19 protein-coding genes, 4 tRNA genes, 3 rRNA genes and 1 pseudogene are annotated in these 25,876 nt (G+C 45.1%); 24 read left to right on the top strand and 3 right to left on the bottom strand.

Annotated features, from left to right (window positions below):
• From mnmG to glmU, 14 genes are all read left to right on the top strand, one after another.
• The gene (gene mnmG / locus OCV11_RS16635; protein WP_261894168.1) at positions 1-1,896 is read left to right on the top strand and encodes a tRNA uridine-5-carboxymethylaminomethyl(34) synthesis enzyme MnmG; all 1,896 of its coding nucleotides are present in this window, start codon (positions 1-3) and stop codon (positions 1,894-1,896) included.
• Entirely contained in the window at positions 1,896-2,528 is a 633-nt protein-coding gene (rsmG, locus tag OCV11_RS16630; protein ID WP_261894167.1) for a 16S rRNA (guanine(527)-N(7))-methyltransferase RsmG, read from the top strand. The genes mnmG and rsmG overlap by 1 nt, the downstream gene beginning before the upstream one ends.
• 14 nt (positions 2,529-2,542) lie before the next feature.
• A complete protein-coding gene (locus OCV11_RS16625) occupies positions 2,543-3,316 on the top strand; it encodes a ParA family protein (RefSeq protein ID WP_261894166.1) in 774 nt (257 codons plus the stop codon).
• A 26-nt stretch (positions 3,317-3,342) separates the two neighbouring features.
• Positions 3,343-4,230, top strand: coding sequence for a ParB/RepB/Spo0J family partition protein (locus OCV11_RS16620; RefSeq protein ID WP_261894165.1), 888 nt, complete (start codon positions 3,343-3,345; stop codon positions 4,228-4,230).
• Between the two features lie 190 nt (positions 4,231-4,420).
• Complete coding sequence (locus OCV11_RS16615) at positions 4,421-4,816, top strand: F0F1 ATP synthase subunit I (protein ID WP_261894163.1); 396 nt, start codon at positions 4,421-4,423, stop codon at positions 4,814-4,816.
• Between the two features lie 3 nt (positions 4,817-4,819).
• Entirely contained in the window at positions 4,820-5,650 is an 831-nt protein-coding gene (atpB, locus tag OCV11_RS16610; RefSeq protein ID WP_261894162.1) for a F0F1 ATP synthase subunit A, read from the top strand.
• Positions 5,651-5,715: 65 nt separating this feature from the next.
• Positions 5,716-5,970 (top strand): F0F1 ATP synthase subunit C, encoded by a 255-nt coding sequence (atpE, locus tag OCV11_RS16605; RefSeq protein WP_002540812.1) that lies wholly within the window; start codon positions 5,716-5,718, stop codon positions 5,968-5,970.
• Between the two features lie 82 nt (positions 5,971-6,052).
• On the top strand, positions 6,053-6,523 hold the full coding sequence (gene atpF / locus OCV11_RS16600) for a F0F1 ATP synthase subunit B (RefSeq protein WP_261894161.1): 471 nt from the start codon (positions 6,053-6,055) through the stop codon (positions 6,521-6,523).
• 15 nt (positions 6,524-6,538) lie between these two features.
• Positions 6,539-7,072 (top strand): F0F1 ATP synthase subunit delta, encoded by a 534-nt coding sequence (atpH, locus tag OCV11_RS16595; protein WP_261894159.1) that lies wholly within the window; start codon positions 6,539-6,541, stop codon positions 7,070-7,072.
• Between the two features lie 13 nt (positions 7,073-7,085).
• Positions 7,086-8,627: a F0F1 ATP synthase subunit alpha gene (atpA, locus tag OCV11_RS16590; protein ID WP_261894158.1), complete on the top strand. Its 1,542-nt coding sequence runs from the start codon at positions 7,086-7,088 to the stop codon at positions 8,625-8,627.
• Positions 8,628-8,670: 43 nt separating this feature from the next.
• Positions 8,671-9,537, top strand: coding sequence for a F0F1 ATP synthase subunit gamma (gene atpG / locus OCV11_RS16585; protein ID WP_261894157.1), 867 nt, complete (start codon positions 8,671-8,673; stop codon positions 9,535-9,537).
• Positions 9,538-9,570: 33 nt separating this feature from the next.
• A complete protein-coding gene (atpD, locus tag OCV11_RS16580) occupies positions 9,571-10,974 on the top strand; it encodes a F0F1 ATP synthase subunit beta (RefSeq protein ID WP_261894156.1) in 1,404 nt (467 codons plus the stop codon).
• A gap of 18 nt (positions 10,975-10,992) precedes the next feature.
• Positions 10,993-11,415, top strand: a complete 423-nt coding sequence (locus tag OCV11_RS16575; RefSeq protein WP_261894155.1) for a F0F1 ATP synthase subunit epsilon — start codon at positions 10,993-10,995, stop codon at positions 11,413-11,415.
• A gap of 155 nt (positions 11,416-11,570) precedes the next feature.
• Entirely contained in the window at positions 11,571-12,935 is a 1,365-nt protein-coding gene (gene glmU / locus OCV11_RS16570) for a bifunctional UDP-N-acetylglucosamine diphosphorylase/glucosamine-1-phosphate N-acetyltransferase GlmU (protein ID WP_261894154.1), read from the top strand.
• A gap of 47 nt (positions 12,936-12,982) precedes the next feature.
• On the opposite strand, the gene fadA is transcribed toward glmU, so the two are convergent.
• Positions 12,983-14,143 carry an acetyl-CoA C-acyltransferase FadA gene (gene fadA / locus OCV11_RS16565; RefSeq protein ID WP_261894153.1) on the bottom strand — a complete coding sequence of 387 codons (1,161 nt, stop codon included), beginning with the start codon at positions 14,141-14,143 and terminating at the stop codon, positions 12,983-12,985.
• Positions 14,143-16,350: a fatty acid oxidation complex subunit alpha FadB gene (gene fadB / locus OCV11_RS16560; RefSeq protein WP_261894152.1), complete on the bottom strand. Its 2,208-nt coding sequence runs from the start codon at positions 16,348-16,350 to the stop codon at positions 14,143-14,145. The genes fadA and fadB overlap by 1 nt, the downstream gene beginning before the upstream one ends.
• Before the next feature lie 203 nt (positions 16,351-16,553).
• Here fadB and OCV11_RS16555 point away from each other — a divergent pair, with 203 nt between their 5' ends.
• The 10 genes from OCV11_RS16555 to rrf all read left to right on the top strand — a co-directional run bounded on the left by OCV11_RS16555 (position 16,554) and on the right by rrf (position 24,964).
• Positions 16,554-17,177, top strand: coding sequence for a YigZ family protein (locus OCV11_RS16555; RefSeq protein WP_261894151.1), 624 nt, complete (start codon positions 16,554-16,556; stop codon positions 17,175-17,177).
• A gap of 34 nt (positions 17,178-17,211) precedes the next feature.
• Complete coding sequence (locus OCV11_RS16550) at positions 17,212-18,669, top strand: TrkH family potassium uptake protein (protein ID WP_261894149.1); 1,458 nt, start codon at positions 17,212-17,214, stop codon at positions 18,667-18,669.
• Between the two features lie 10 nt (positions 18,670-18,679).
• Positions 18,680-19,201 carry a menaquinone-dependent protoporphyrinogen IX dehydrogenase gene (hemG, locus tag OCV11_RS16545; protein ID WP_261894148.1) on the top strand — a complete coding sequence of 174 codons (522 nt, stop codon included), beginning with the start codon at positions 18,680-18,682 and terminating at the stop codon, positions 19,199-19,201.
• Between the two features lie 423 nt (positions 19,202-19,624).
• Positions 19,625-21,167, top strand: a 16S ribosomal RNA gene (locus OCV11_RS16540).
• A 68-nt stretch (positions 21,168-21,235) separates the two neighbouring features.
• Positions 21,236-21,311: transfer RNA gene (locus tag OCV11_RS16535), tRNA-Glu, on the top strand.
• A gap of 3 nt (positions 21,312-21,314) precedes the next feature.
• Positions 21,315-21,390, top strand: a tRNA-Lys gene (locus OCV11_RS16530).
• 28 nt (positions 21,391-21,418) lie between these two features.
• A tRNA-Val gene (locus OCV11_RS16525) sits at positions 21,419-21,494 on the top strand.
• Positions 21,495-21,499: 5 nt separating this feature from the next.
• A tRNA-Ala gene (locus OCV11_RS16520) sits at positions 21,500-21,575 on the top strand.
• A gap of 298 nt (positions 21,576-21,873) precedes the next feature.
• Positions 21,874-24,760 (top strand): 23S ribosomal RNA (locus OCV11_RS16515).
• A gap of 88 nt (positions 24,761-24,848) precedes the next feature.
• Positions 24,849-24,964: ribosomal RNA gene (rrf, locus tag OCV11_RS16510) — 5S ribosomal RNA — on the top strand.
• Together the 16S, 23S and 5S rRNA genes with 4 tRNA genes alongside form the textbook arrangement of a ribosomal RNA operon.
• Positions 24,965-25,059: 95 nt before the next feature.
• Here rrf and OCV11_RS16505 read toward each other — a convergent pair.
• Positions 25,060-25,725 (bottom strand): annotated as a pseudogene (locus OCV11_RS16505) (transposase).
• Positions 25,726-25,876 lie beyond the last annotated feature (151 nt).

Raw genomic sequence — 25,876 nt, 5'->3', positions numbered from 1 at the left:
ATGCTTTATCACGAAACATTTGACGTCATTGTGGTTGGTGGCGGTCACGCAGGAACGGAAGCCGCTTTAGCCGCCGCTCGTACTGGCCAAAAAACTCTTCTGCTTACACATAACATTGATACTTTAGGACAAATGTCATGCAACCCTGCAATTGGTGGGATTGGTAAAGGTCATTTGGTAAAAGAAGTCGATGCTATGGGTGGTTTAATGGCTGAAGCCATTGATCACGCAGGTATTCAATTTAGAACGCTTAACGCGTCTAAAGGTCCAGCGGTTCGTGCAACTCGTGCACAAGCTGACCGTGCTCTGTATAAAGCGTATGTTCGCAATACGTTGGAAAATACTTCTAATTTAACTCTGTTCCAGCAACCAGCCGACGATCTGATTGTCGAAAACGATCAAGTACGCGGCGTTGTAACGAAAATGGGTCTTAAATTCCACGCTAAAGCTGTGGTATTAACCGTAGGTACTTTCCTTGGTGGTAAGATCCATATTGGTTTAGAAAACTATGCTGGTGGTCGCGCTGGGGATCCACCATCGATCGCATTAGCTCATCGTCTACGCGAATTGCCTTTCCGTGTTGATCGTCTGAAAACAGGCACACCACCACGTATTGATGGCAACAGTGTCGATTTTTCTGTGCTTGAACAACAACACGGCGATAACCCTGCACCAGTCATGTCTTTCATGGGACGTCGTGAACAACATCCACGTCAAATTCCATGTTTCATTACTCATACTAATGAAAAAACGCATGATGTAATTCGCGCTAACTTAGATCGCAGTCCAATGTACGCTGGGGTCATTGAAGGTATTGGTCCGCGTTACTGTCCTTCAATCGAAGATAAAGTGATGCGTTTTGCTGATAAAAACAGTCACCAGATTTTCATTGAACCAGAAGGTTTAAATACCACTGAATTGTATCCAAATGGTATCTCCACCAGCTTACCGTTTGATGTTCAAGTCCAGATCGTTCGTTCGATGAAAGGTTTTGAGAATGCCCACATCGTTCGTCCAGGTTACGCGATTGAATACGATTTCTTTGATCCTCGTGATTTGAAACATACCTATGAAACTAAGTACATCAAAGGTCTGTTCTTTGCAGGTCAAATCAATGGTACAACGGGTTACGAAGAGGCTGCTGCACAGGGCTTGATGGCTGGTTTGAACGCAAGCCTATTTAGCCAAGAAAAAGAAGGCTGGAGTCCTCGTCGTGATCAAGCCTACATGGGCGTATTGATCGACGATCTTTCTACTCTTGGCACGAAAGAACCGTACCGTATGTTTACTTCACGTGCGGAATACCGTTTGTTACTTCGTGAAGATAACGCTGATCTTCGTTTGACTGCTCAAGCTCATGAATTTGGTTTGATTAGTGAAGAGCGTTGGGTTCGTTTCAACCAAAAATTAGAAAATATGGAACTCGAACGCCAACGTTTGAAATCCATTTGGGTGAATCCGAATACACAAGGTATCGACTCACTAAACTCACTGCTTAAGACTCCAATGACTCGTGAAGCAAGTGGTGAAGATTTATTACGTCGTCCAGAAATGAACTACGAAATGCTGACATCTTTTGATGCTTTTGCACCAGCAATGGAAGATGTACAAGCTGCAGAGCAAGTAGAGATCCAAGTGAAATACGAAGGCTACATTTCACGTCAGCAAGATGAAATTGAAAAATCATTGCGTCATGAAAATACTAAGTTGCCTCTTGATTTGGATTATAAGCAAGTAAAAGGCTTATCTAACGAAGTGGTTCTGAAACTTAATGCGGCAAAACCAGAAAGTATTGGTGTTGCATCACGTATTTCAGGAATTACTCCTGCGGCAATCTCTATCTTACTGGTACACCTGAAAAAGAACGGTATGCTTAAGAAAGGGGAAGCAGCGTAATGACCCAGTTGCGAGTCAAACTAGATAGCTTGATTGCTCAGACTTCATTGGATGTTTCTGAGCGTCAACGTGAGCAATTGGTTGGTTATGTTGAGCTCCTCAATAAATGGAATAAAGCGTACAATTTGACCTCAGTACGAGATCCGATGGAGATGTTGGTGAAACATATCCTCGATAGTATCGTGGTGAGTCCTTCTCTCGAGGGGAATCGATTCATTGATGTCGGCACTGGCCCTGGTTTACCAGGTATTCCACTTGCCATCATGAATCCAGACAAAGAATTTGTGCTACTAGATAGCTTGGGTAAACGTATTCGGTTTATCAAACAAGTTATCCATGAACTGAAGATCACCAATGTGACTCCAGTTCAAAGTCGAGTTGAAGAATATGAAGCGGGTAACGGTTTTGATGCTGTGTTGAGCCGAGCGTTTGCCTCTATGGTAGATATGGTGACTTGGTGTCACCATCTACCAAAACAGGAAAATGGGCTGTTCTTGGCTTTGAAAGGTCATGTTGCTCAAGACGAAATCGATCAGTTACCTGACTGGTGTTCTGTGAACTGTGTCAAATCTTTGGAAGTTCCTGAGTTGGAAGGTGAGCGTCATCTTGTAATCTTATCGCGCAAGGGATAACAACGAGGCACACCGTGGGTAAAATCGTAGCAATCGCCAACCAGAAGGGTGGTGTTGGTAAAACAACAACGTGTATTAACTTGGCTGCATCTATGGCTGCGACTAAACGTAAAATTTTAGTCGTAGATTTGGATCCGCAAGGAAACGCAACCATGGCCAGCGGTGTCGACAAATATCAGGTTGACGCAACAGCTTACGAGCTTTTGGTTGAAGATGCTCCATTTGAAGATGTGGTATGTCGTAAAACCTCGGGCAATTATGATTTGATTGCGGCGAACGGTGATGTGACTGCCGCAGAAATCAAGCTAATGGAAGTGTTTGCTCGTGAAGTGCGCCTGAAGAATGCATTAGCATCAGTGCGTGATAACTACGATTACATCTTTATCGATTGCCCACCAGCATTGAACTTACTGACCATCAATGCCATGGCAGCTGCAGATTCGGTTTTGGTTCCTATGCAATGCGAGTATTTTGCTCTTGAGGGCTTAACCGCATTGATGGATACCATCAGTAAACTTGCTGCAGTTGTGAATGAGAATCTAAAGATCGAGGGTCTACTAAGAACCATGTATGATCCTCGTAATCGCCTAGCTAACGAAGTTTCCGATCAACTGAAAAAACACTTTGGTGATAAAGTGTACCGTACAGTGATTCCTCGAAACGTACGTTTAGCGGAGGCTCCTAGTCATGGCAAACCAGCCATGTACTATGACAAGTATTCAGCTGGCGCGAAAGCGTATTTGGCGCTCGCTGGCGAGATGCTTCGTCGCGAAGAAGTTCCCGCATAATGATTTAACTTAAGGAATTCATCTACATGTCCACGTCTAAACGCGGTTTAGGAAAAGGGCTGGATGCCTTGTTAGCAACCAGCTCTATGGCTCGTGAAAAGCAACAAGTTGCGTCCAATAGTCAGGCAATGTCCTCTGATGCAGATCTTACTGACCTTGCTATCACAAGCTTAAAACCAGGTGTTTATCAACCACGTAAAGACATGTCTCCTGAAGCTCTTGAAGAGTTATCAGCTTCAATCCAATCACAAGGAATTATTCAGCCTATCGTCGTTCGTCCGTTAGCGACTGGCGGCTATGAGATTATTGCTGGTGAGCGCCGTTGGCGAGCTGCTCGTCATGCTGGCTTAAAACAGGTTCCTTGTATTATTAAACGCGTAGACGATAGAGCAGCTGTCGCTATGGCGTTGATTGAAAATATTCAACGAGAAGACCTCAACGCTATTGAGGAAGCTCAGGCGCTAGAGCGCCTACAAGATGAGTTTAAGTTAACCCACCAACAAGTTGCTGATGTGATAGGTAAATCACGCACAACTGTCAGTAATTTACTGCGTTTGAATCAATTAGATGATCAAGTTAAACGTTTTGTTGAAACAAAACAGTTAGAAATGGGTCATGCACGAGCATTATTGATGCTTGAAGGCGAGCGCCAAGTCGAAATTGCAGGGCGTGTAGCCAAAAAACAACTTACAGTGCGTCAAACTGAGCAACTTGTTAAAAAGTGCTTATCTGGGGTATCTGACGAGAAAAACGTGGTAGAAGACCTAGAAATTCAACAAATATCACAGAATCTTAGCGAAAAGTTAGGGGCAAAAGTTTCTATTGTTCGATCAGCGAGTGGAAAGGCTAAATTGACAATAAGTCTTGATGAACCTCACAAATTAGAACAAGTGATTGCCAAGCTAGAACGCTAAATGAGATAATTGATTTAAATCAATTGTAAAAAACAACTTTCCAGCTAAAAAGTTGTCGAGTTGTAAGCAAAACTGTAACTTTTTGTGGTATTTGCATTGCCAAACTTCATGGCGGATGTATAAAATTTTTTTAGCATGGTCTCAGACTTTGTGTTGTTGAGTCTGCGACGATTATGTGAGGTAAGAATACATGGTAGCTGCGATAGCTAGACCAGGACGAGAGCTCGCAAAGCAATTGTTATTGATCCAGTTCTTCGCGGTTATTATTTTGGCAACAGGAATGGCTGTTGTGGTTAATGCTGAATGGGGACTTTCTGCGCTAATAGGCGGGGGCATTTTTGTCATCGCTAATGCTGTATTCGCGCTATGTGCTTTTATGTTTGGTGGGGCTCGGGCTGCAAAACGCATCACCGCGTCCTTCTACACAGGCGAAGCATTGAAAATCCTCATTACCATTGCACTCTTTTCTGCGGCTTACATGTATGTCCAGGTGGAACTTGTTCCTCTGAAACTGGCCTATTTACTGGCTCTGGGTATCAATATCTGTGCGCCAGTACTATTTATTAACAACAAAAAAATAGGATGAGTTATGGCTGCGCCAGGTGAAGCGCTTACACCTTCCGGTTATATCGATCACCATTTGTCAAACCTATCATTGGCTCGTATTTCTGAGCACTTTGATTTGGGCTGGCATATTAGTGAAACGAGTTTCTGGAACGTTCATATCGATAGCCTGTTTTTTTCTTTGTTTACTGGATTGGTTTTCCTTTGGATTTTCCGTTCAGTTGCGAAGAAGGCAACAGTAGGTGTACCAGGCAAGCTACAGTGTTTTGTGGAAATTTTGGTGGAATTTGTCGATCAGAACGTCAAAGACACCTTTCATGGCCGCAATCCGCTTATAGCACCGCTGGCACTGACTATCTTTTGTTGGGTATTGCTAATGAATATCATGGACTTAGTTCCAATCGATTTCTTGCCTTATCCAGCACAACATTGGCTTGGAGTTCCTTATTTGAAGGTAGTTCCGTCGGCTGATGTGAATATCACCATGGCTATGGCTCTAGGCGTTTTCGCTCTGATGATTTTCTACAGCATCAAAGTGAAGGGTCTAGGTGGGTTCGTGAAAGAATTGGCTTTACATCCATTCAATCACCCAATCATGATTCCGTTTAACCTGCTTATTGAAGTGGTGTCGCTACTGGCAAAACCTCTTTCACTAGGTATGCGTCTATTCGGTAACATGTTCGCGGGTGAGGTTGTATTCATTCTAATCGCGGCAATGCTACCTTGGTGGTTACAATGGATGGGTTCACTACCGTGGGCTATTTTCCATATTCTGGTAATTTTGATTCAGGCATTCGTGTTCATGATGTTGACTATCGTCTATCTATCTATGGCTCACGAAGACCAAGATCATTGATTTTTTATTCTGATTTTTAAGCTTTTATTGGGCACTTTAGCCAACAATTATTATTGGAGATAGTAATGGAAACTTTACTGAGCTTTTCTGCAATCGCCGTGGGTATTATCGTCGGTCTTGCTTCTCTAGGTACAGCGATTGGTTTCGCTCTTCTAGGCGGTAAATTCCTCGAAGGCGCAGCTCGCCAACCTGAAATGGCTCCTATGCTGCAAGTTAAGATGTTCATCATCGCAGGTCTGCTCGATGCGGTTCCAATGATCGGTATCGTTATCGCACTTCTATTCACTTTCGCTAACCCATTTGTTGGTCAACTAGGTTAATTCTCGATTTCAGTGACAAAACTCGCAGGAGTTTTGTCTTGGATTAATTAACACAAGTCTGTCCATATAGGGGGTAGCTGTTGTGAATATGAACGCAACTCTGTTAGGTCAAGCTATCGCATTTGCTCTATTTGTTTGGTTCTGCATGAAATACGTGTGGCCACCAATCATTAAAGCGATTGAAGAACGTCAGCAAAAAATCGCCGATGGTCTTCAAGCCGCTGAGCGTGCAAAAAAAGACTTGGATCTAGCACAAGTTAACGCTTCCGAACAATTGAAAGAAGCGAAGCGCACAGCAACTGAGGTCATCGAGCAAGCTAACAAGCGTAAAGCTCAAATTTTGGATGAAGCTCGTGAACAGGCTCTGGTTGAACGCCAGAAGATCCTGACTCAAGCAGATGCTGAGATTGAAGCTGAACGCAACCGTGCACGCGATGAACTGCGCAAACAAGTTGCAATTCTGGCTATTGCTGGTGCAGAGAAAATCCTAGAGCGTTCAATCGATAAAGATGCGCACAAAGATATTCTCGACAACATAACTGCAAAACTTTAACGCAGGGGGCGCTTAATGTCTGATTTGACTACTATTGCACGCCCCTATGCTAAAGCAGCATTTGATTTTGCGGTTGAGAATCAACAATTGGATCAATGGTCCGAAATGTTGGTATTCGCTGCTGAAGTTGCAAACAACGAGCAAATTCATGAACTGATTACCAGTTCTCTGTCTGCCGAGAAATTGGCAGAGATTTTTATCGGTGTTTGTGGCGAACAGTTTGATGAACATGGCCAGAACCTCGTTCGGGTTATGGCTGAGAATGGTCGCTTACGCGCTATTCCTGATGTTTGTGCTGAATTCCATGCTTTGAAAAAAGAGCATGAGAAGAAAGTCGATGTGGCAGTGATTTCTGCAACCGAACTTTCTGATCAGCAAAAAACAGACATTATCAACAAACTAGAGCAGCGTCTCGAACGCAAAGTCCTGCTGAATTGCAGTATAGATGAGACCCTACTTGCTGGGGTTGTAATTCGAGCCGGAGACCTAGTCATCGATAACTCAGCGCGTGGTCGTTTGAACCGCCTGAGCGATGCATTGCAGTCTTGATGGGGATTGGAGCATGCAACTTAATTCCACGGAAATTAGCGATCTAATTAAACAACGTATTGAGAAATTCAACGTTGTTAGTGAAGCTCGCAACGAAGGTACTATCGTTTCGGTAAGCGATGGTATTATCCGTATTCACGGCCTAGCGGACGTGATGCAGGGTGAAATGATTGAATTACCGGGTGGCCGTTATGCACTAGCACTTAACCTCGAGCGTGACTCGGTTGGTGCGGTTGTAATGGGCCCATATGCTGACCTTAAGGAAGGCACAAAAGTAACTGGTACTGGTCGTATTCTTGAAGTACCAGTAGGTCCTGAACTACTTGGTCGTGTGGTTAACACTCTGGGTGAACCTATCGATGGTAAAGGACCAATCAATGCAACATTGACTTCTCCAGTAGAAGTGATCGCACCTGGCGTTATCGATCGTCAATCGGTTGATCAACCAGTTCAAACTGGTTACAAATCGGTAGACTCGATGATTCCAATCGGTCGTGGTCAACGTGAGTTGATCATCGGTGACCGTCAAACTGGTAAAACAGCGATGGCGATCGATGCGATCATCAACCAAAAAGATTCTGGAATCTATTCTATTTACGTTGCTATCGGTCAGAAAGCATCAACAATTGCAAACGTTGTTCGTAAATTGGAAGAGCACGGCGCACTACAAAACACTATCGTGGTTGTAGCGTCTGCATCTGAATCTGCTGCATTGCAATACCTAGCACCATATGCTGGTTGTGCAATGGGTGAATACTTCCGTGATCGCGGCGAAGATGCACTGATTGTATACGATGACTTATCTAAACAAGCCGTAGCATACCGTCAAATTTCTCTGCTACTACGTCGCCCACCAGGCCGTGAAGCGTTCCCTGGTGACGTATTCTACCTCCACTCTCGTCTTCTAGAACGTGCAGCTCGCGTTAACGCGGACTACGTTGAACGTTTTACTAACGGTGAAGTGAAAGGCAAAACAGGTTCTTTGACAGCGTTGCCAATTATTGAAACTCAAGCTGGTGACGTATCGGCATTCGTACCTACGAACGTAATTTCGATCACTGATGGTCAGATCTTCCTACAAACAGAACTGTTCAACGCGGGTGTTCGCCCAGCTGTTGACCCAGGTATTTCTGTATCTCGTGTAGGTGGTGCTGCTCAGACTAAGATCATCAAGAAATTGTCCGGTGGTATCCGTACAGCTCTAGCTGCTTACCGTGAATTAGCTGCGTTTGCTCAGTTCTCATCAGATCTTGATGCAGCGACTAAGAAACAGTTGAACCACGGTCAGAAAGTAACTGAACTGATGAAGCAGAAACAATACGCCCCAATGTCTATCTTTGACCAAGGGATTGTTATTTTTGCTGCTGAACGTGGTTACTTGGCGGATGTTGAACTGAACAAAGTTCTAGATTTTGAAGCCGCATTACTATCGTTCTCTCGTGCTCAATATGCTGAATTAGCAGCAGAAATCGACAAGACTGGCGCTTACAACAACGATATCGAAGACAAGTTGAACAAACTTGTTGAAGAGTTCAAAGCAACCCAATCTTGGTAATTCAGTCGGTGGCGTAAATGCCACCAACTAATGGAGAGTAACGATGGCCGGCGCAAAAGAGATACGTAGTAAAATCGGTAGTGTTAAAAGCACTCAGAAAATTACGAAAGCAATGGAAATGGTAGCCGCTTCAAAAATGCGTCGTTCGCAAGAAGCGATGCAGGCTTCCCGTCCATATGCGCAAACGATGCGTAAAGTGATCGGTCATGTCGCTAATGCAAATCTAGAGTACCGTCATCCGTACCTAGAAGAGCGTGAAGCGAAGCGAGTTGGTTATATTATTGTTTCTACTGATCGTGGTCTATGTGGTGGTTTGAACATTAACTTGTTCAAAAAAGCCCTACTTGACATGAAAGAGTGGAAAGCAAAAGGTGCTGAGATTGATTTAGCCATTATTGGTACTAAAGCAACAGCATTCTTTAATCACACAGGCGCTAAAGTATCGGCTCAGATTTCTGGTCTTGGTGACTCACCAAGCCTAGAGAGCCTAATCGGTTCTGTCGGTGTGATGCTGAAAAAATATGACAACGGTGAATTGGATCGCCTGTACGTAGTGTTTAACGAATTCGTTAACACTATGGTGCAACAACCAAAGATCGATCAATTGCTGCCTCTGCCTAAATCAGACAGCGAAGATATGCAGCGCGATCATTCTTGGGATTATCTATACGAGCCAGAGCCAAAACCTCTACTCGATGCGCTACTACTGCGTTACGTAGAATCTCAAGTTTATCAGGGTGTGGTGGAAAACCTTGCTTGTGAACAAGCTGCCCGAATGGTTGCGATGAAAGCTGCAACAGATAACGCATCTAACCTGATTGATGAATTGGAACTGGTGTATAACAAGGCGCGTCAAGCGGCTATTACTCAGGAACTTTCAGAAATCGTTGGTGGTGCAGCTGCGGTTTAAGCTTAGGTAAATTAACAGTTTAGAGGATTAACGATGGCTACAGGTAAGATCGTACAGATCATCGGCGCAGTAGTCGACGTGGAGTTCCCACAGAGCGAAGTACCTAGTGTTTACGATGCTCTTAACGTTGTTGAAGCAACAGGACGTCTTGTTCTTGAAGTGCAACAGCAACTTGGCGGTGGCGTAATTCGCGCTATCGTAATGGGTAGCTCGGATGGTTTACGTCGCGGAATGACAGTAGTAAATACTGGCGCTCCTATTTCAGTGCCAGTGGGTACAAAAACCCTTGGTCGTATCATGAACGTTCTTGGTGACGCGATTGATGAACGTGGTGAAATCAGTGCTGAACACAAGTACTCAATTCACCGTGCTGCACCTAGCTATGAAGAGCAGTCAAATGCGACTGAACTTCTAGAGACGGGTGTAAAAGTTATCGACTTGATTTGTCCATTCGCTAAGGGTGGTAAAATCGGTCTGTTTGGTGGTGCTGGTGTAGGTAAGACCGTTAACATGATGGAACTTATCAACAACATCGCACTGAAACACTCAGGTCTATCTGTATTTGCTGGTGTTGGTGAACGTACTCGTGAGGGTAACGACTTCTACCACGAAATGCAGGAAGCTGGCGTTGTAAACCTTGAAAAACCTGAAGAATCTAAGGTTGCGATGGTTTACGGTCAGATGAACGAGCCACCAGGCAACCGTCTTCGTGTTGCGCTTACTGGCTTGACTATGGCTGAGCGTTTCCGTGATGAAGGTCGTGACGTACTACTGTTCATCGATAACATCTACCGTTACACCTTGGCAGGGACAGAAGTATCTGCACTGCTAGGTCGTATGCCTTCTGCTGTAGGTTACCAACCTACACTGGCTGAAGAGATGGGTGTTCTTCAAGAACGTATTACATCGACTAAGACGGGTTCTATCACATCTGTTCAAGCGGTATACGTACCTGCGGATGACTTGACTGACCCATCACCAGCAACAACGTTTGCTCACTTGGATGCAACAGTGGTACTTAACCGTAACATCGCATCTATGGGTCTGTACCCAGCAATCGACCCATTGGATTCAACTTCTCGTCAGTTGGACCCATTGGTTGTTGGTCAAGAACACTACGACATCGCTCGTGGCGTTCAACAGACACTGCAACGTTATAAAGAGCTGAAAGATATCATCGCGATTCTTGGTATGGATGAATTGTCAGAAGACGACAAGCAAGTGGTAGCACGTGCTCGTAAGATTGAACGTTTCTTGACTCAACCATATCACGTAGCGGAAGTTTTCACTGGCGACCCTGGTATTTACGTATCACTTAAAGACACTCTAAGTGGCTTTAAAGGTCTGCTAAATGGTGATTACGATGATATCCCTGAGCAAGCCTTCATGTACTGCGGCACGATCGAAGATGCTGTAGCTAAAGCGAAGAAAATGTAAGGCTAATTAGGAGGCGTTATGGCAGCAATAACCTTTCATCTGGATGTTGTTAGTGCAGAGAAGAAAATCTTCTCTGGTCTAGTTGAAACATTTCAGGTGACCGGTAGCGAGGGTGAGCTTGGTATTTTCCATGGCCACACACCGCTGCTGACCGCTATCAAGCCTGGTATGGTGCGCATTGTTAAACTCCACGGCCACGAAGAAATCATTTATGTTTCTGGTGGTATTGTAGAAGTTCAGCCTGGTATAGCTACTGTACTTGCTGATACTGCAATTCGTGGTGAAGACCTTGATGCAGCGAAGGCGGAAGAAGCCAAACAACGTGCTGAGGAACATATCCAAAATCAGCATGGAGACATGGACTTCGCTCAAGCGGCCAGTGAACTGGCTAAAGCCATGGCTCAGCTACGAGTAATCGAACTGACCAAAAAACGTCGTTAATTTTTGATTAATAGCGTTTGGTATCTAAAAGGCGACTTTCGAGTCGCCTTTTTGTTTTATTTTTTAATGAAAATTGACGACAAAAAATTAACTCTTCATCAATCAGTCGTTAGAATGTCTGCCATTCTCTATTTAAAAAACGTCATAGGTAACTCATGAAATTCAGCGCAGTAATTCTTGCCGCAGGTAAGGGCACACGGATGCACTCTGCCTTACCGAAAGTTCTTCATACTTTGGCTGGCAAACCGATGGTTAAACATGTGATCGATACATGTGGTGGTATTGGTGTAGACAATATTCATCTGGTTTACGGTCATGGTGGTGAACTGATGCAGAAAACACTGGCTGATGAGTCAGTAAACTGGGTGTTACAAGCTGAACAATTGGGTACCGGTCATGCGGTAAATCAAGCTGCTCCTTATTTTGAACAAGATGAGAAAGTGTTGATTCTGTATGGAGACGTTCCTCTTATCTCTGAAGAAACGTTAGAAAGCTTGCTTGAAGCTCAACCTGAAGGTGGTATTGCTTTACTTACAGTAGTAATGGATAACCCAACAGGTTATGGACGTATTGTTCGTGAGAAGGACTCTGTTGTTGCTATTGTTGAGCAGAAAGATGCGAGTGAAGAGCAAAAAGCCATTCGTGAGATCAACACTGGTGTGATGGTTGCTACGGGGGGAGATCTGCAACGTTGGTTATCTGGGCTAAAAAATAATAACGCTCAAGGTGAGTACTACTTAACTGATGTCATTGCTGCTGCTCACGCAGATGGTCGTATTATTCAAGCGGTACATCCAGTTAATCCTATTGAAGTTGAAGGCGTTAATGATCGCGTTCAACTTGCGCGTTTAGAGCGTGCATATCAACTTGATCAATCGAATAAATTGCTAGTTCAAGGCGTAATGCTACGCGACCCATCTCGTTTTGATTTGCGCGGTGAGTTGCAGTGCGGTAAAGATGTCGAGATCGATGTCAACGTGATCATCGAAGGTAAAGTGACTCTTGGTGATAATGTGGTTATCGGTGCTGGTTGTGTACTAACTGACTGTGAAATTGATGATAACACGGTTGTTCGCCCATACAGCGTGATTGAAAATGCGACTGTTGGTGAAAACTGTTCAGTTGGTCCATTCTCTCGTCTTCGTCCAGGAGCTGATCTACGTAATGATTCACACGTAGGTAACTTTGTTGAAGTGAAAAATGCTCGTTTAGGTGAAGGCTCAAAAGCCAACCACCTCACTTATGTTGGTGACGCAGAAATTGGTCAACGTGTTAACCTTGGTGCTGGTGTCATTACATGTAACTATGATGGCGCGAATAAACATAAGACCATCATAGGTGATGATGTCTTTGTTGGCTCTGACACTCAGCTGGTGGCTCCTGTAAATGTTGCTAATGGTGTGACCATTGGTGCAGGAACTACTGTCACTAAAGATATCAACAATGAAGGTGAGTTAGTGATTACTCGCGCTAAAGAGCGCCGCATTTCTGGTTGGGTTCGTCCTACCAAGAAAAAATAACACGACCAGTCTTCCTAAGAGTAAAGAGCCGCTATTGCGGCTCTTTTTTATGGTCTTTCAAAAATGGTGGCAATACCTTGGCCAAAACCAATGCACATGGTGGCAAGACCGTATCTCAATGACTGATGTTCCATAGTATTAATCAGCGTGGTACAAATCCTTGCGCCAGAGCATCCGAGGGGATGACCTAATGCGATGGCTCCACCATGGGGATTAACATCTGACATTCTCTTCGTCAGTTTGAGCTCTTTTATGCAAGCGAGTGATTGAGCCGCAAATGCTTCGTTAAGTTCGATACATTGGATCTTGTCTAAGGAAAGTCGAGCTCTACTCAATGCTTTATAGGTGGCTGGAACGGGCCCTAATCCCATTTGGGCAGGATCGCATCCCGCGATTGCCATTGAGCGTATATAAGCTCGAATTGGTAAACCAAGTTCTAAGGCGGTTGCTTCGTACGCCAAGAGTAATGTCGCTGCACCATCTGCTATTGCGGAGGAACTTCCAGCGGTTACTGTTCCGTGTAATGGGTCAAATGCTGGCGTGAGGTTCCCCAATGCTTCTAATGAAGGGTTATGGCGTATCACTTCATCTTCATCAATTAATCTCAGTGAACCATCGTCAGCGTGGCCTATTGTTGGGCAGATTTCCCGTTGAAACAGACCTGTTTTGGCCGCATGACTTGCTTTGGTATGGGATTGATAAGCAAAGCTGTCTTGTTCTTCCCTTGTAATTTGATAGGTTTGTGCCAATGCCTCAGCTGTAATGCCCATCATTCCTGATGCCTTTGCGGCGTATTTGCTGAGTTGAGGATGAATATCGATACCATGAGTCATAGGAATATGACCCATATGTTCAACTCCACCGGCTAAACAAATATCAGCGTCCCCAACCATGATGGCGCGCGCTGCATCATGAACGGCTTGCATCGATGAACCGCAAAGCCGATTAACAGTGACAGCTCCAATTGAAGTGGGCAATCCTGCGAGTAATGCTGAATTTCTCGCAACATTAAATCCTTGTTCTAATGTTTGTTGCACACACCCCCAGTAGATATCTTCGATCAAATTGGGATCAAGCTGTGGGTATTTTGTCAGGATCTTGTGCATTAAGTGTGCAGAAAGATCTTCGGCGCGCTGGTGGCGAAAGGATCCGTGCTTAGAACGAGCCATGGGGGTTCGAAGGCAATCAATAACGACTACTCGTCTCATTATTTTGCTCCTTTGTGATGGGTGTCCACTGGGCTATCAGGCAGACCACTTTGATACTGACGAGAATAGAAGGTTTTGTTGCTGTTTATCATTTCAAACAGTAAAGGAGGGGCTTTATATATTGGACCCAGATGTTGAAATCGTTCCAGTTTACTGAAATAGGTCTGCATACCCATTTGATCTAGGTAGCGGCATACACCACCACGAAAAGCAGGAAATCCTAATCCATACACGAGTGCCATATCCGCCTCTGCAGCAGAGGCAATAATGCCTTGTTCTAAACAGAGTAAAACTTCATTGATCATAGGTATCATCATTCGGTCCATCAACGCCTCATCGGTACTATCAAGCGTTGATGGTAGATTCATTCTTTCAAGCAAGGTGAGTGTTTGCTTACTTACTACTCTCTGTTTTTTGTTTTGTTCCGCATAATCGTAGAAGCCGCTGTGGCTCTTTTGCCCGAATTTTCCCGCGTTATATAGCTCATTAACAATATCATTCGTTACAGATGTCGCGCGTTCAGGGTAGCTGCTATCCATGACTTGCTGTGCATGATGAACCGTATCGAGTCCAACGATATCTAACAGATAAGCAGGCCCCATTGGCCACCCAAATTGTTGCTCCATCACTTGATCTATGCGAGTGAAGTCTGCGCCATCTTGAACTAATAATCGAAAAGCAGTGAGGTAGGGGAATAAGACCCGATTAACAAAGAACCCCGGGCAGTCATTGACGACAACTGGTGATTTGCCCATTTTTAGTGAAAGAGATACAACTTGAGCAATAGTCTCTTCAGATGTTTGTTCCCCTCGAATAATTTCCACCAAAGGCATGCGATGAACTGGATTAAAGAAATGCATGCCACAAAACCGTTCTGGTTTCGTTAATGATTGAGCTAATAGATTGATAGGAATGGTGGACGTATTCGAAGCGATAATGGTGTTTTCGGATACCACTTGTTCTATTTCGGTAAGTACCGAGCCTTTCACTTTAGGGTTTTCTACGACAGCTTCTATTACCATGGGGATGGATTCTAGCTCTGCATAGTGAAGAGTTGGCCTAATTCTATTGAGAACTCGAGCTTGTTCTTGAGGATCTATTTTCCCTTTTTCGAGTTGCTTATTCAGTAAATTGGCGGCTTCAGATAAGCCGAGGTCTAAAGCGGATTGTTGAATATCTTTAACGACCACATGGATATTTTTCGCCGCAGCTTGGTAGGCGATTCCTCCACCCATAATTCCAGCCCCGATAACGCCAAGTGATGAGAGAGAATCTATTGAGGGTTGGCCGACGTGTTTGGCTGACGATTTAAGTTGTTGGTCATTTAAGAACAAACCAATTAAAGCATGGGCTTGTTGTGATTGTGCCAACTCAATGAAGTGCTTTCTTTCGACATCTAAGGCTTTTTTTCTATCCATCATAGCCGCTTCGCTTATTGTGTTTACGGCTGCTAATGGGGCGGGATAATGCTTACCTGAAAGATTTTTAACTATGGATTGAGCGACTTGGAAGCACAGCTGTTGCTCAATTTGCGGAAGCGTTAACGGCTGGGTTTTATTTGATCTTCTTGTTTTCCAGTCAAGCTTACCTTGGATGGCTGATTGTAATGTATCTAGAGCGCTATTGAGCAATACGTCTTGTTCAACAATGGCATCAATTAAACCGATTTTTAATGCTTGTTCTGCCGTGTAGGTTTTACCTTTGGTAATGGCTTCCATTGCTGAATCCGCACCAATTAGCCTTGGAAGTCTGACTGTTCCACCAAATCCAGGAATGATACCGAGTTTGGTTTCGGGTAACCCAATGCTGGTGGTCGTGCTTGCAATTCGAAAATCGGTAGCAAGCACACACTCACATCCTCCACCGAGAACATGTCCGGTTAGAGCTGAAACGGTTGGTACCGAAAGATCTTCTAAACGGTTAAAGAGGTTATTTGCAAATGTTATCCATTGTGTGAGTTCTTCTTTGGGACGGGTAAATAGTGTTAGAAATTGGGTAATGTCCGCACCAACAATAAACGATGCTTTGTCTGTAGTGAGAATGAGCCCTGCCAAATCTTCATATTGGTAAAGTGTATCAAGAGCTTGGTCGAGATGTTGTAGTGTTTCTAGATCAAGCTTATTGACGGAGCCAGCAGTAGAGAAGCACAGTTCAACAATACGATGTGCTCGTTCTTGTAAGAAAAGGGTACTGGATTGGTAGATCATAGTTGCTCTCCGCATCAGACCATAAAAATGAAGTTAAATTGATAGCGATTAGGACTAAGTAGTTAATTCAGTTTGTATGTGAGTGAGTACTTTATCAATATAAAATTAAACATTTTTTTAACATTTGCGATTTGTCATTCGGATTACTGCTCGTGCTAAACTGTCTCGTCTTTAATGAGTTCAACATACGATTTGCGAGTGTTATGAATATTCAGCCTTACCTCATTCCCTCTGCTGCTGTTCAGTTTGAAGAAGAGATCAAAAAAAGCACCTTTATTACTTATCTTGCGCATACGCCATCTATTGAGTTGGCAAAGGCTTTCGTTGATTCGATAAAGCAGAAACATTCAGATGCCCGCCATAATTGCTGGGGGTTTGTTGCAGGAAGGCCGCAAGATTCTATGAAATGGGGATTTAGTGATGACGGTGAGCCGTCAGGAACGGCCGGCAAACCCATTTTGGCGCAGTTGACTGGGTCAAATGTCGGTGAAATTACAGCGGTTGTTACGCGATATTATGGTGGCATTCAGTTAGGTACTGGTGGATTGGTAAAAGCGTATGGTGGTGGAGTGCAACAAGCTCTAAAGCTGCTTCAAACAATTGAGAAAAAAATCACCACAACATTACACCTAACGCTAGACTACGCTTTAGTACCATTAACTCAATCGATTATGGTTCAGTTCCAAGCAATTGAAGTAGAAGCTGACTATAGTGAAAACGTAGCTTTTATTATCGAACTTGAATGCTTACAGGTTGAGGCCTTTACTCAGACCATCATCAATAAAAGTGGTGCAAAGGTCATTGTCTCTCGCACTGATAACACATAGGAATCCACAAGCTTAGCTTGGTTATTGTCTAGCAATGCAATTTCGCTCAATTATCCGAATTGTCGGACTGCTTCTCGCTTTGTTCAGCGTTTCTATGCTGGCTCCTGCATTGGTTGCTCTAATCTATCGAGACGGGGCCGGGGTTCCCTTTGTTTCAACATTTTTTACTCTGCTATTTATCGGTATCGCAGCTTGGTTCCCTCATCGTCACTATCGACAAGAGTTAAAGGCCCGTGATGGTTTTTTGATTGTGGTTCTTTTCTGGACCGTTATCGGTAGTGCAGGGGCAATGCCGTTTTGGTTATCTGAGCATCCTCATATATCCGTTACTAACGCATTTTTTGAGTCTTTCTCCGCTTTGACTACTACGGGAGCTACCGTAATAGTGGGACTCGATTCTTTACCTAAAGCTATCTTGTTTTATCGTCAATTTTTGCAATGGTTTGGCGGTATGGGGATCATCGTTTTAGCTGTCGCCATTTTGCCCGTGTTAGGTATCGGGGGTATGCAGCTTTATCGGGCTGAAATACCAGGTCCGGTAAAGGACAATAAGGTAACTCCAAGAATCGCTGAAACGGCAAAGGCATTGTGGTACATCTATTTAAGCTTAACGATAGCTTGTGCAGGGGCTTACTGGTTAGCTGGAATGACATTATTCGATGCAATATGCCATAGCTTCTCAACTATCGCGATTGGTGGCTTTTCTACCCATGATGCCAGTATTGGCTATTTTCACAGCCATGTGATTAATCTCATTACTGTGCTCTTTCTGCTGATTTCAGCCTGTAACTTCACATTGCATTATGCCGCTTTTGCGAATGGATCTGTTAATTTGAAGTTTTATTGGCGTGACCGAGAGTTTCGTGCATTTCTGTTGATTCAACTCATTCTGTTTGTAGTGTGTTTTGCCATTTTGGTTGGTCACAAGCCGTATGACTCTTTTTATGACATGATGAATCAAGCCTTGTTTCAAACTGTATCCATATCAACAACTGCGGGATTTACCACAACAGGATTTGCAGATTGGCCACTCTTTCTTCCGGTGCTGTTATTGTTCTCTTCTTTTATTGGGGGGTGTGCTGGATCAACTGGCGGCGGGATGAAGGTGATTCGAATATTGCTGCTTACTTTACAGGGCTCTCGGGAAATCAAACGGCTCATACATCCAAGAGCGCTATATCCAATTAAACTCGGTGGAGTAGCACTTCCGCAGCGCGTAGTTGATGCAGTTTGGGGATTCTTTGCGACCTACGCACTTGTGTTTGTTATTTGTATGCTGGCTTTAATTGCTACAGGAATGGAAGAGTTAAGCGCCTTTTCGGCGGTTGCTGCTACTCTAAACAATCTCGGTCCTGGGCTGGGGGAAGTGTCTGTACATTTTGCAAACGTTAATGACACGGCTAAATGGATTCTTATTATCTCAATGATATTCGGCCGCTTAGAGATTTTTACTTTGTTGATTTTGTTTACGCCGACGTTCTGGCGTAGCTAAGGGTTTTACGTTGAAAACACTCTATTTATATTCAACCCGAGAAGGGCAAACAGAAAAAATCATTCATAAAATCGCATCAGAGCTGGATAGCACTAATGCTGATTTCATCGATTTACACACAGATCCTCAAATTGAGCTTAGACAATATGAAAAGATACTTGTTGGAGCTTCGATTCGTTATGGGCATCTAAACAAAAAGCTCTATCAGTTTATCGATCGCCATGCTGACTTACTCACACAGAAAAATGCCGCATTTTTCTGTGTAAATCTAACAGCTCGCAAAGAAGAACAAGGAAAAGATACGCCAGAGGGTAGTGCCTATATACGAACCTTCTTGAAAAAGTCAAAGTGGCAACCAAGTTTGATTGGTGTCTTTGCTGGAGCTCTACTTTATCCTCGTTATAGTTGGTTTGATAAAAAGATGATTCAGCTGATCATGAAGATGACTGGTGGTGAAACGGATACGAGTAAAGAAGTGGAATATACAAATTGGAAAAAAGTCAGTCAATTTGCTCAGAAGTTTAAAAATTAGTAGCTAATTTAGTGGCTTTTTAACCGATCCGATGGCTTTTCACTCATTCACGAAAAAAAATAAAAAAATGCGAAAAAAAGAGTTGCCATTTTTTATGACGCTCCTATAATGCGCCCCACTGACACGGCAGACGCCACAAGGCTTCAGCGGTATCAGTAAGAGGATAAGACGCTCGAATGAGAAAGTTGAAAAAAGTGTTTGACACTGACAACGAAATCGCTAGAATGCACCTCCGCTTCGAAAGAAAAGTTCTTGAAAAGCAAGCTCTTTAACAATTTAAACCTATCAATCTGTGTGGGCACTCGTTGATGATAATCATAGCTTCTTAGGAAGCACAATGGTTTCAATGAACTGAGTGACCAATTAAGACTTCGGTCTTAGCACAGTCAATTTATTCAGTATTCATTGAGCCGAAAAAACTTTTAATTGAAGAGTTTGATCATGGCTCAGATTGAACGCTGGCGGCAGGCCTAACACATGCAAGTCGAGCGGCAGCACAGAGGAACTTGTTCCTTGGGTGGCGAGCGGCGGACGGGTGAGTAATGTCTGGGAAGTTGCCCGATAGAGGGGGATAACCATTGGAAACGATGGCTAATACCGCATAACCTCGCAAGAGCAAAGAAGGGGATCTTCGGACCTTTCGCTATCGGATACGCCCAGATGGGATTAGCTAGTTGGTGAGGTAAGGGCTCACCAAGGCGACGATCCCTAGCTGGTCTGAGAGGATGATCAGCCACACTGGAACTGAGACACGGTCCAGACTCCTACGGGAGGCAGCAGTGGGGAATATTGCACAATGGGCGCAAGCCTGATGCAGCCATGCCGCGTGTATGAAGAAGGCCTTCGGGTTGTAAAGTACTTTCAGCAGTGAGGAAGATGGTGAGATTAATACTCTCATCATTTGACGTTAGCTGCAGAAGAAGCACCGGCTAACTCCGTGCCAGCAGCCGCGGTAATACGGAGGGTGCGAGCGTTAATCGGAATTACTGGGCGTAAAGCGCATGCAGGTGGTCTGTTAAGTCAGATGTGAAAGCCCGGGGCTTAACCTCGGAATCGCATTTGAAACTGGCAGGCTAGAGTGCTGTAGAGGGGGGTAGAATTCCAGGTGTAGCGGTGAAATGCGTAGAGATCTGGAGGAATACCGGTGGCGAAGGCGGCCCCCTGGACAGACACTGACACTCAGATGCGAAAGCGTGGGGAGCAAACAGGATTAGATACCCTGGTAGTCCACGCCGTAAACGATGTCTACTTGGAGGTTGTGGCCTTGAGCCGTGGCTTTCGGAGCTAACGCGTTAAGTAGACCGCCTGGGGAGTACGGTCGCAAGATTAAAACTCAAATGAATTGACGGGGGCCCGCACAAGCGGTGGAGCATGTGGTTTAATTCGATGCAACGCGAAGAACCTTACCTACTCTTGACATCCAGAGAATTTAGCAGAGATGCTTTAGTGCCTTCGGGAACTCTGAGACAGGTGCTGCATGGCTGTCGTCAGCTCGTGTTGTGAAATGTTGGGTTAAGTCCCGCAACGAGCGCAACCCTTATCCTTGTTTGCCAGCACGTAATGGTGGGAACTCCAGGGAGACTGCCGGTGATAAACCGGAGGAAGGTGGGGACGACGTCAAGTCATCATGGCCCTTACGAGTAGGGCTACACACGTGCTACAATGGCGCATACAGAGGGCAGCCAACTTGCGAAAGTGAGCGAATCCCAAAAAGTGCGTCGTAGTCCGGATTGGAGTCTGCAACTCGACTCCATGAAGTCGGAATCGCTAGTAATCGTGGATCAGAATGCCACGGTGAATACGTTCCCGGGCCTTGTACACACCGCCCGTCACACCATGGGAGTGGGCTGCAAAAGAAGCAGGTAGTTTAACCTTCGGGGGGACGCTTGCCACTTTGTGGTTCATGACTGGGGTGAAGTCGTAACAAGGTAGCGCTAGGGGAACCTGGCGCTGGATCACCTCCTTAATACGAAGATTATTGCGATGAGTGTTCACACAGATTGATACGGTTTAGAAAGCAAAGAGTATCTTAGTGTCCCGTTCGTCTAGAGGCCTAGGACACCGCCCTTTCACGGCGGTAACAGGGGTTCGACTCCCCTACGGGATACCACGTGGGTCGTTAGCTCAGTTGGTAGAGCAGTTGACTTTTAATCAATTGGTCACAGGTTCAAATCCTGTACGACCCACCATTTCCTTCCACAGGAAATCAAATAATGTGGGCGATTAGCTCAGTTGGGAGAGCACCTGCCTTACAAGCAGGGGGTCACTGGTTCGAACCCGGTATCGCCCACCACTTTTGGGGTTATAGCTCAGCTGGGAGAGCGCCTGCCTTGCACGCAGGAGGTCTGCGGTTCGATCCCGCATAGCTCCACCATCTTTAAGCGCATTAGCGATAGTGTTCTTAAAAATGGTTTCGAAAGAAATCTTTGCTCTTTAACAATTTGGAAAGCTGACAAAACAATGTTTTATTTCATTGAAATAGAAGATTGTTTGTAAAGTTCTCAATTGTCTTCGTTAAGAAGACAAACAAAAACACATTCAAGTGTTCTTGGATTTACTTTTTAAGTAAATATTCAAAATTGAGTCCGGCAATATCGAGTCTGCAACATGTATAAAAATGCAGACAAACCTTGGTGACTTGTTCATCAACTCGAAACTTTTTTGGGTTGTATGGTTAAGTGACTAAGCGTACACGGTGGATGCCTTGGCAGTCAGAGGCGATGAAGGACGTACTAACTTGCGATAAGCGTAGATGAGGCAGTAAGAGCCACTTGAGTCTACGATTTCCGAATGGGGAAACCCAACTGCATAAGCAGTTATCTTTAACTGAATACATAGGTTAAAGAAGCGAACCGGGAGAACTGAAACATCTAAGTACCCCGAGGAAAAGAAATCAACCGAGATTCCGAAAGTAGCGGCGAGCGAAATTGGATTAGCCCTTAAGCTTATTATGCGTCAGGCGAAGGCTCTGGAAAGGGCCGCGATACAGGGTGATAGCCCCGTAGCTGATAACGCACAGTAAGTGAAAACGAGTAAGGCGGGACACGTGTTATCCTGTCTGAACATGGGGGGACCATCCTCCAAGGCTAAATACTCCTGACTGACCGATAGTGAACCAGTACCGTGAGGGAAAGGCGAAAAGAACCCCTGTGAGGGGAGTGAAATAGAACCTGAAACCGTGTACGTACAAGCAGTAGGAGCCTCCTTTGTGGGGTGACTGCGTACCTTTTGTATAATGGGTCAGCGACTTATATTCAGTGGCAAGGTTAACCGTTTAGGGGAGCCGTAGGGAAACCGAGTCTTAACTGGGCGCACAGTCTCTGGATATAGACCCGAAACCGAGTGATCTAGCCATGGGCAGGTTGAAGGTTGAGTAACATCAACTGGAGGACCGAACCGACTAATGTTGAAAAATTAGCGGATGACTTGTGGCTAGGGGTGAAAGGCCAATCAAACTCGGAGATAGCTGGTTCTCCCCGAAAGCTATTTAGGTAGCGCCTCGGACGAATACTACTGGGGGTAGAGCACTGTTAAGGCTAGGGGGTCATCCCGACTTACCAACCCTTTGCAAACTCCGAATACCAGTAAGTACTATCCGGGAGACACACGGCGGGTGCTAACGTCCGTCGTGAAGAGGGAAACAACCCAGACCGCCAGCTAAGGTCCCAAATTATAGCTAAGTGGGAAACGATGTGGGAAGGCTTAGACAGCTAGGATGTTGGCTTAGAAGCAGCCATCATTTAAAGAAAGCGTAATAGCTCACTAGTCGAGTCGGCCTGCGCGGAAGATGTAACGGGGCTAAGCTATAAACCGAAGCTGCGGCAATGCAATTTATTGTATTGGGTAGGGGAGCGTTCTGTAAGCCGTTGAAGGTGAGTTGTAAAGCTTGCTGGAGGTATCAGAAGTGCGAATGCTGACATGAGTAACGATAATGGGGGTGAAAAACCTCCACGCCGGAAGACCAAGGGTTCCTGTCCAACGTTAATCGGGGCAGGGTAAGTCGACCCCTAAGGCGAGGCAGAAATGCGTAGTCGATGGGAAACGGGTTAATATTCCCGTACTTCTTACAATTGCGATGGGGGGACGGAGAAGGCTAGGTGGGCTTGGCGACGGTCGTCCAAGTTCAAGTGCGTAGGTTGGGTGTTTAGGCAAATCCGGACACCTAAGACTGAGACACGATGTCGAGCACCTAAGGGTGTGAAGTCATTGATGCCATGCTTCCAGGAAAAGCCTCTAAGCTTCAGATTGTAAGGAATCGTACCCCAAACCGACACAGGTGGTCGGGTAGAGAATACCAAGGCGCTTGAGAGAACTCGGGTGAAGGAACTAGGCAAAATGGTACCGTAACTTCGGGAGAAGGTACGCTCTCGACGGTGAAGTCCCTTGCGGATGGAGCTATTGAGAGTCGCAGATACCAGGTGGCTGCAACTGTTTATTAAAAACACAGCACTGTGCAAAATCGTAAGATGACGTATACGGTGTGACGCCTGCCCGGTGCCGGAAGGTTAATTGATGGGGTTAGCGCAAGCGAAGCTCTTGATCGAAGCCCCGGTAAACGGCGGCCGTAACTATAACGGTCCTAAGGTAGCGAAATTCCTTGTCGGGTAAGTTCCGACCTGCACGAATGGCGTAATGATGGCCACGCTGTCTCCACCCGAGACTCAGTGAAATTGAAATCGCTGTGAAGATGCAGTGTACCCGCGGCTAGACGGAAAGACCCCGTGAACCTTTACTACAGCTTGGCACTGAACATTGAGCCTACATGTGTAGGATAGGTGGGAGGCTATGAAGCGAAGACGCCAGTTTTCGTGGAGTCGACCTTGAAATACCACCCTTGTATGTTTGATGTTCTAACTTAGTCCCATTATCTGGGACAAGGACAGTGCCTGGTGGGTAGTTTGACTGGGGCGGTCTCCTCCCAAAGAGTAACGGAGGAGCACGAAGGTGGGCTAATCACGGTTGGACATCGTGAGGTTAGTGCAATGGCATAAGCCCGCTTAACTGCGAGAATGACGGTTCGAGCAGGTGCGAAAGCAGGTCATAGTGATCCGGTGGTTCTGAATGGAAGGGCCATCGCTCAACGGATAAAAGGTACTCCGGGGATAACAGGCTGATACCGCCCAAGAGTTCATATCGACGGCGGTGTTTGGCACCTCGATGTCGGCTCATCACATCCTGGGGCTGAAGTCGGTCCCAAGGGTATGGCTGTTCGCCATTTAAAGTGGTACGCGAGCTGGGTTTAGAACGTCGTGAGACAGTTCGGTCCCTATCTGCCGTGGGCGTTGGAGAATTGAAAGGGGCTGCTCCTAGTACGAGAGGACCGGAGTGGACGAACCTCTGGTGTTCGGGTTGTGTCGCCAGACGCATTGCCCGGTAGCTAAGTTCGGAATCGATAACCGCTGAAAGCATCTAAGCGGGAAGCGAGCCTTGAGATGAGTTCTCCCTGGCGCTATAAGCGTCCTAAAGGGTTGTTCGAGACTAGAACGTTGATAGGCAGGGTGTGTAAGCGTTGTGAGGCGTTGAGCTAACCTGTACTAATTGCCCGTGAGACTTAACCATACAACACCAAAAGGGTTTTGTAGGACTCGATTAAGACACTTGAATTGTGTTGAGACTTTGAAAACAGCTTTCTAAATTAAAGAATTTGCTTGGCGACCATAGCGATTTGGACCCACCTGATTCCATGCCGAACTCAGAAGTGAAACGAATTAGCGCCGATGGTAGTGTGGGGTTTCCCCATGTGAGAGTAGGACATCGCCAGGCTTTAATTTTAAGAAACCCAGCTTCGGCTGGGTTTTTTGCTTTCTAGACACTTCATATTTTTCAAAAATTCGCGAAGATCATACCAATCTGGAAAACTAACTGGTCAGGTCTATCCATCTTCTCAAGCACATCTTTTTGACTCTTTGGGAACAATCTAAAAAACTATTCAATGCATCGCAGACTTTGGTGACAATATCCTCGTAATCAATAAACGATTGGTTGGCTAGATAATGTTGTCTTAACCAACTCCATACTTGTTCTATTGGATTCAGCTCTGGTGAATAGGGTGGTAGTTTGATGACGCTGACGTTATTAAATTCCTCCGAATACCTTCTGTATGCCACCCAGCCCCGTCCATCACCACAATGGCGTGACCTCCTTTCTCTGTGACTGCCGATATTTGTTTTAAATGCTCTATCATGATGTCTTTATTGACCCAAGGGACGACCATCGCTTCACCGCTCTTGGGCGAGTTCCTTTTTCAGCCCATAAGCGGGTTGTCGTATTTTGTTGTCCAAATATTGCTTCGTCCTGAAACCAGACATTGACACACTCTAGAGACAGATGTCCTGGGAGCTTAAGGATTGTTTCGAATTGAATTTTTTAAAATCGTCTTGTGCTTGCAGTCCTTCTAGACCTTCTTCGAGAAAGGTATGAACCCATTTATTCACGTTGGTACGACTTACCTTAAGAAACTTGGCAATTTGGGTAAGATAATGTCCGTCATTTGAAATGAGCAAGGGCAGTAATCTCATTTTCATTTGAATGGATTTTTACTGACTGGCGAGATAGTCGCTCCAAGTTCCCCTGGTGCTTAAATCCCAAATCATCGTGTTGAGTTGATTTTTAGGACTACACAGCAAATCTGATATGCCAAGGAACATTTATAATCGCTTTATCTGGAATTTCTTT

Origin of the sequence: Vibrio porteresiae DSM 19223, from assembly GCF_024347055.1 — a bacterium.
Classification (GTDB): Bacteria; Pseudomonadota; Gammaproteobacteria; order Enterobacterales; family Vibrionaceae; genus Vibrio; species Vibrio porteresiae.
The sequence above is the reverse complement of the archived record's forward strand: the minus strand, read 5'-3'. Positions and strand labels throughout refer to the sequence as shown.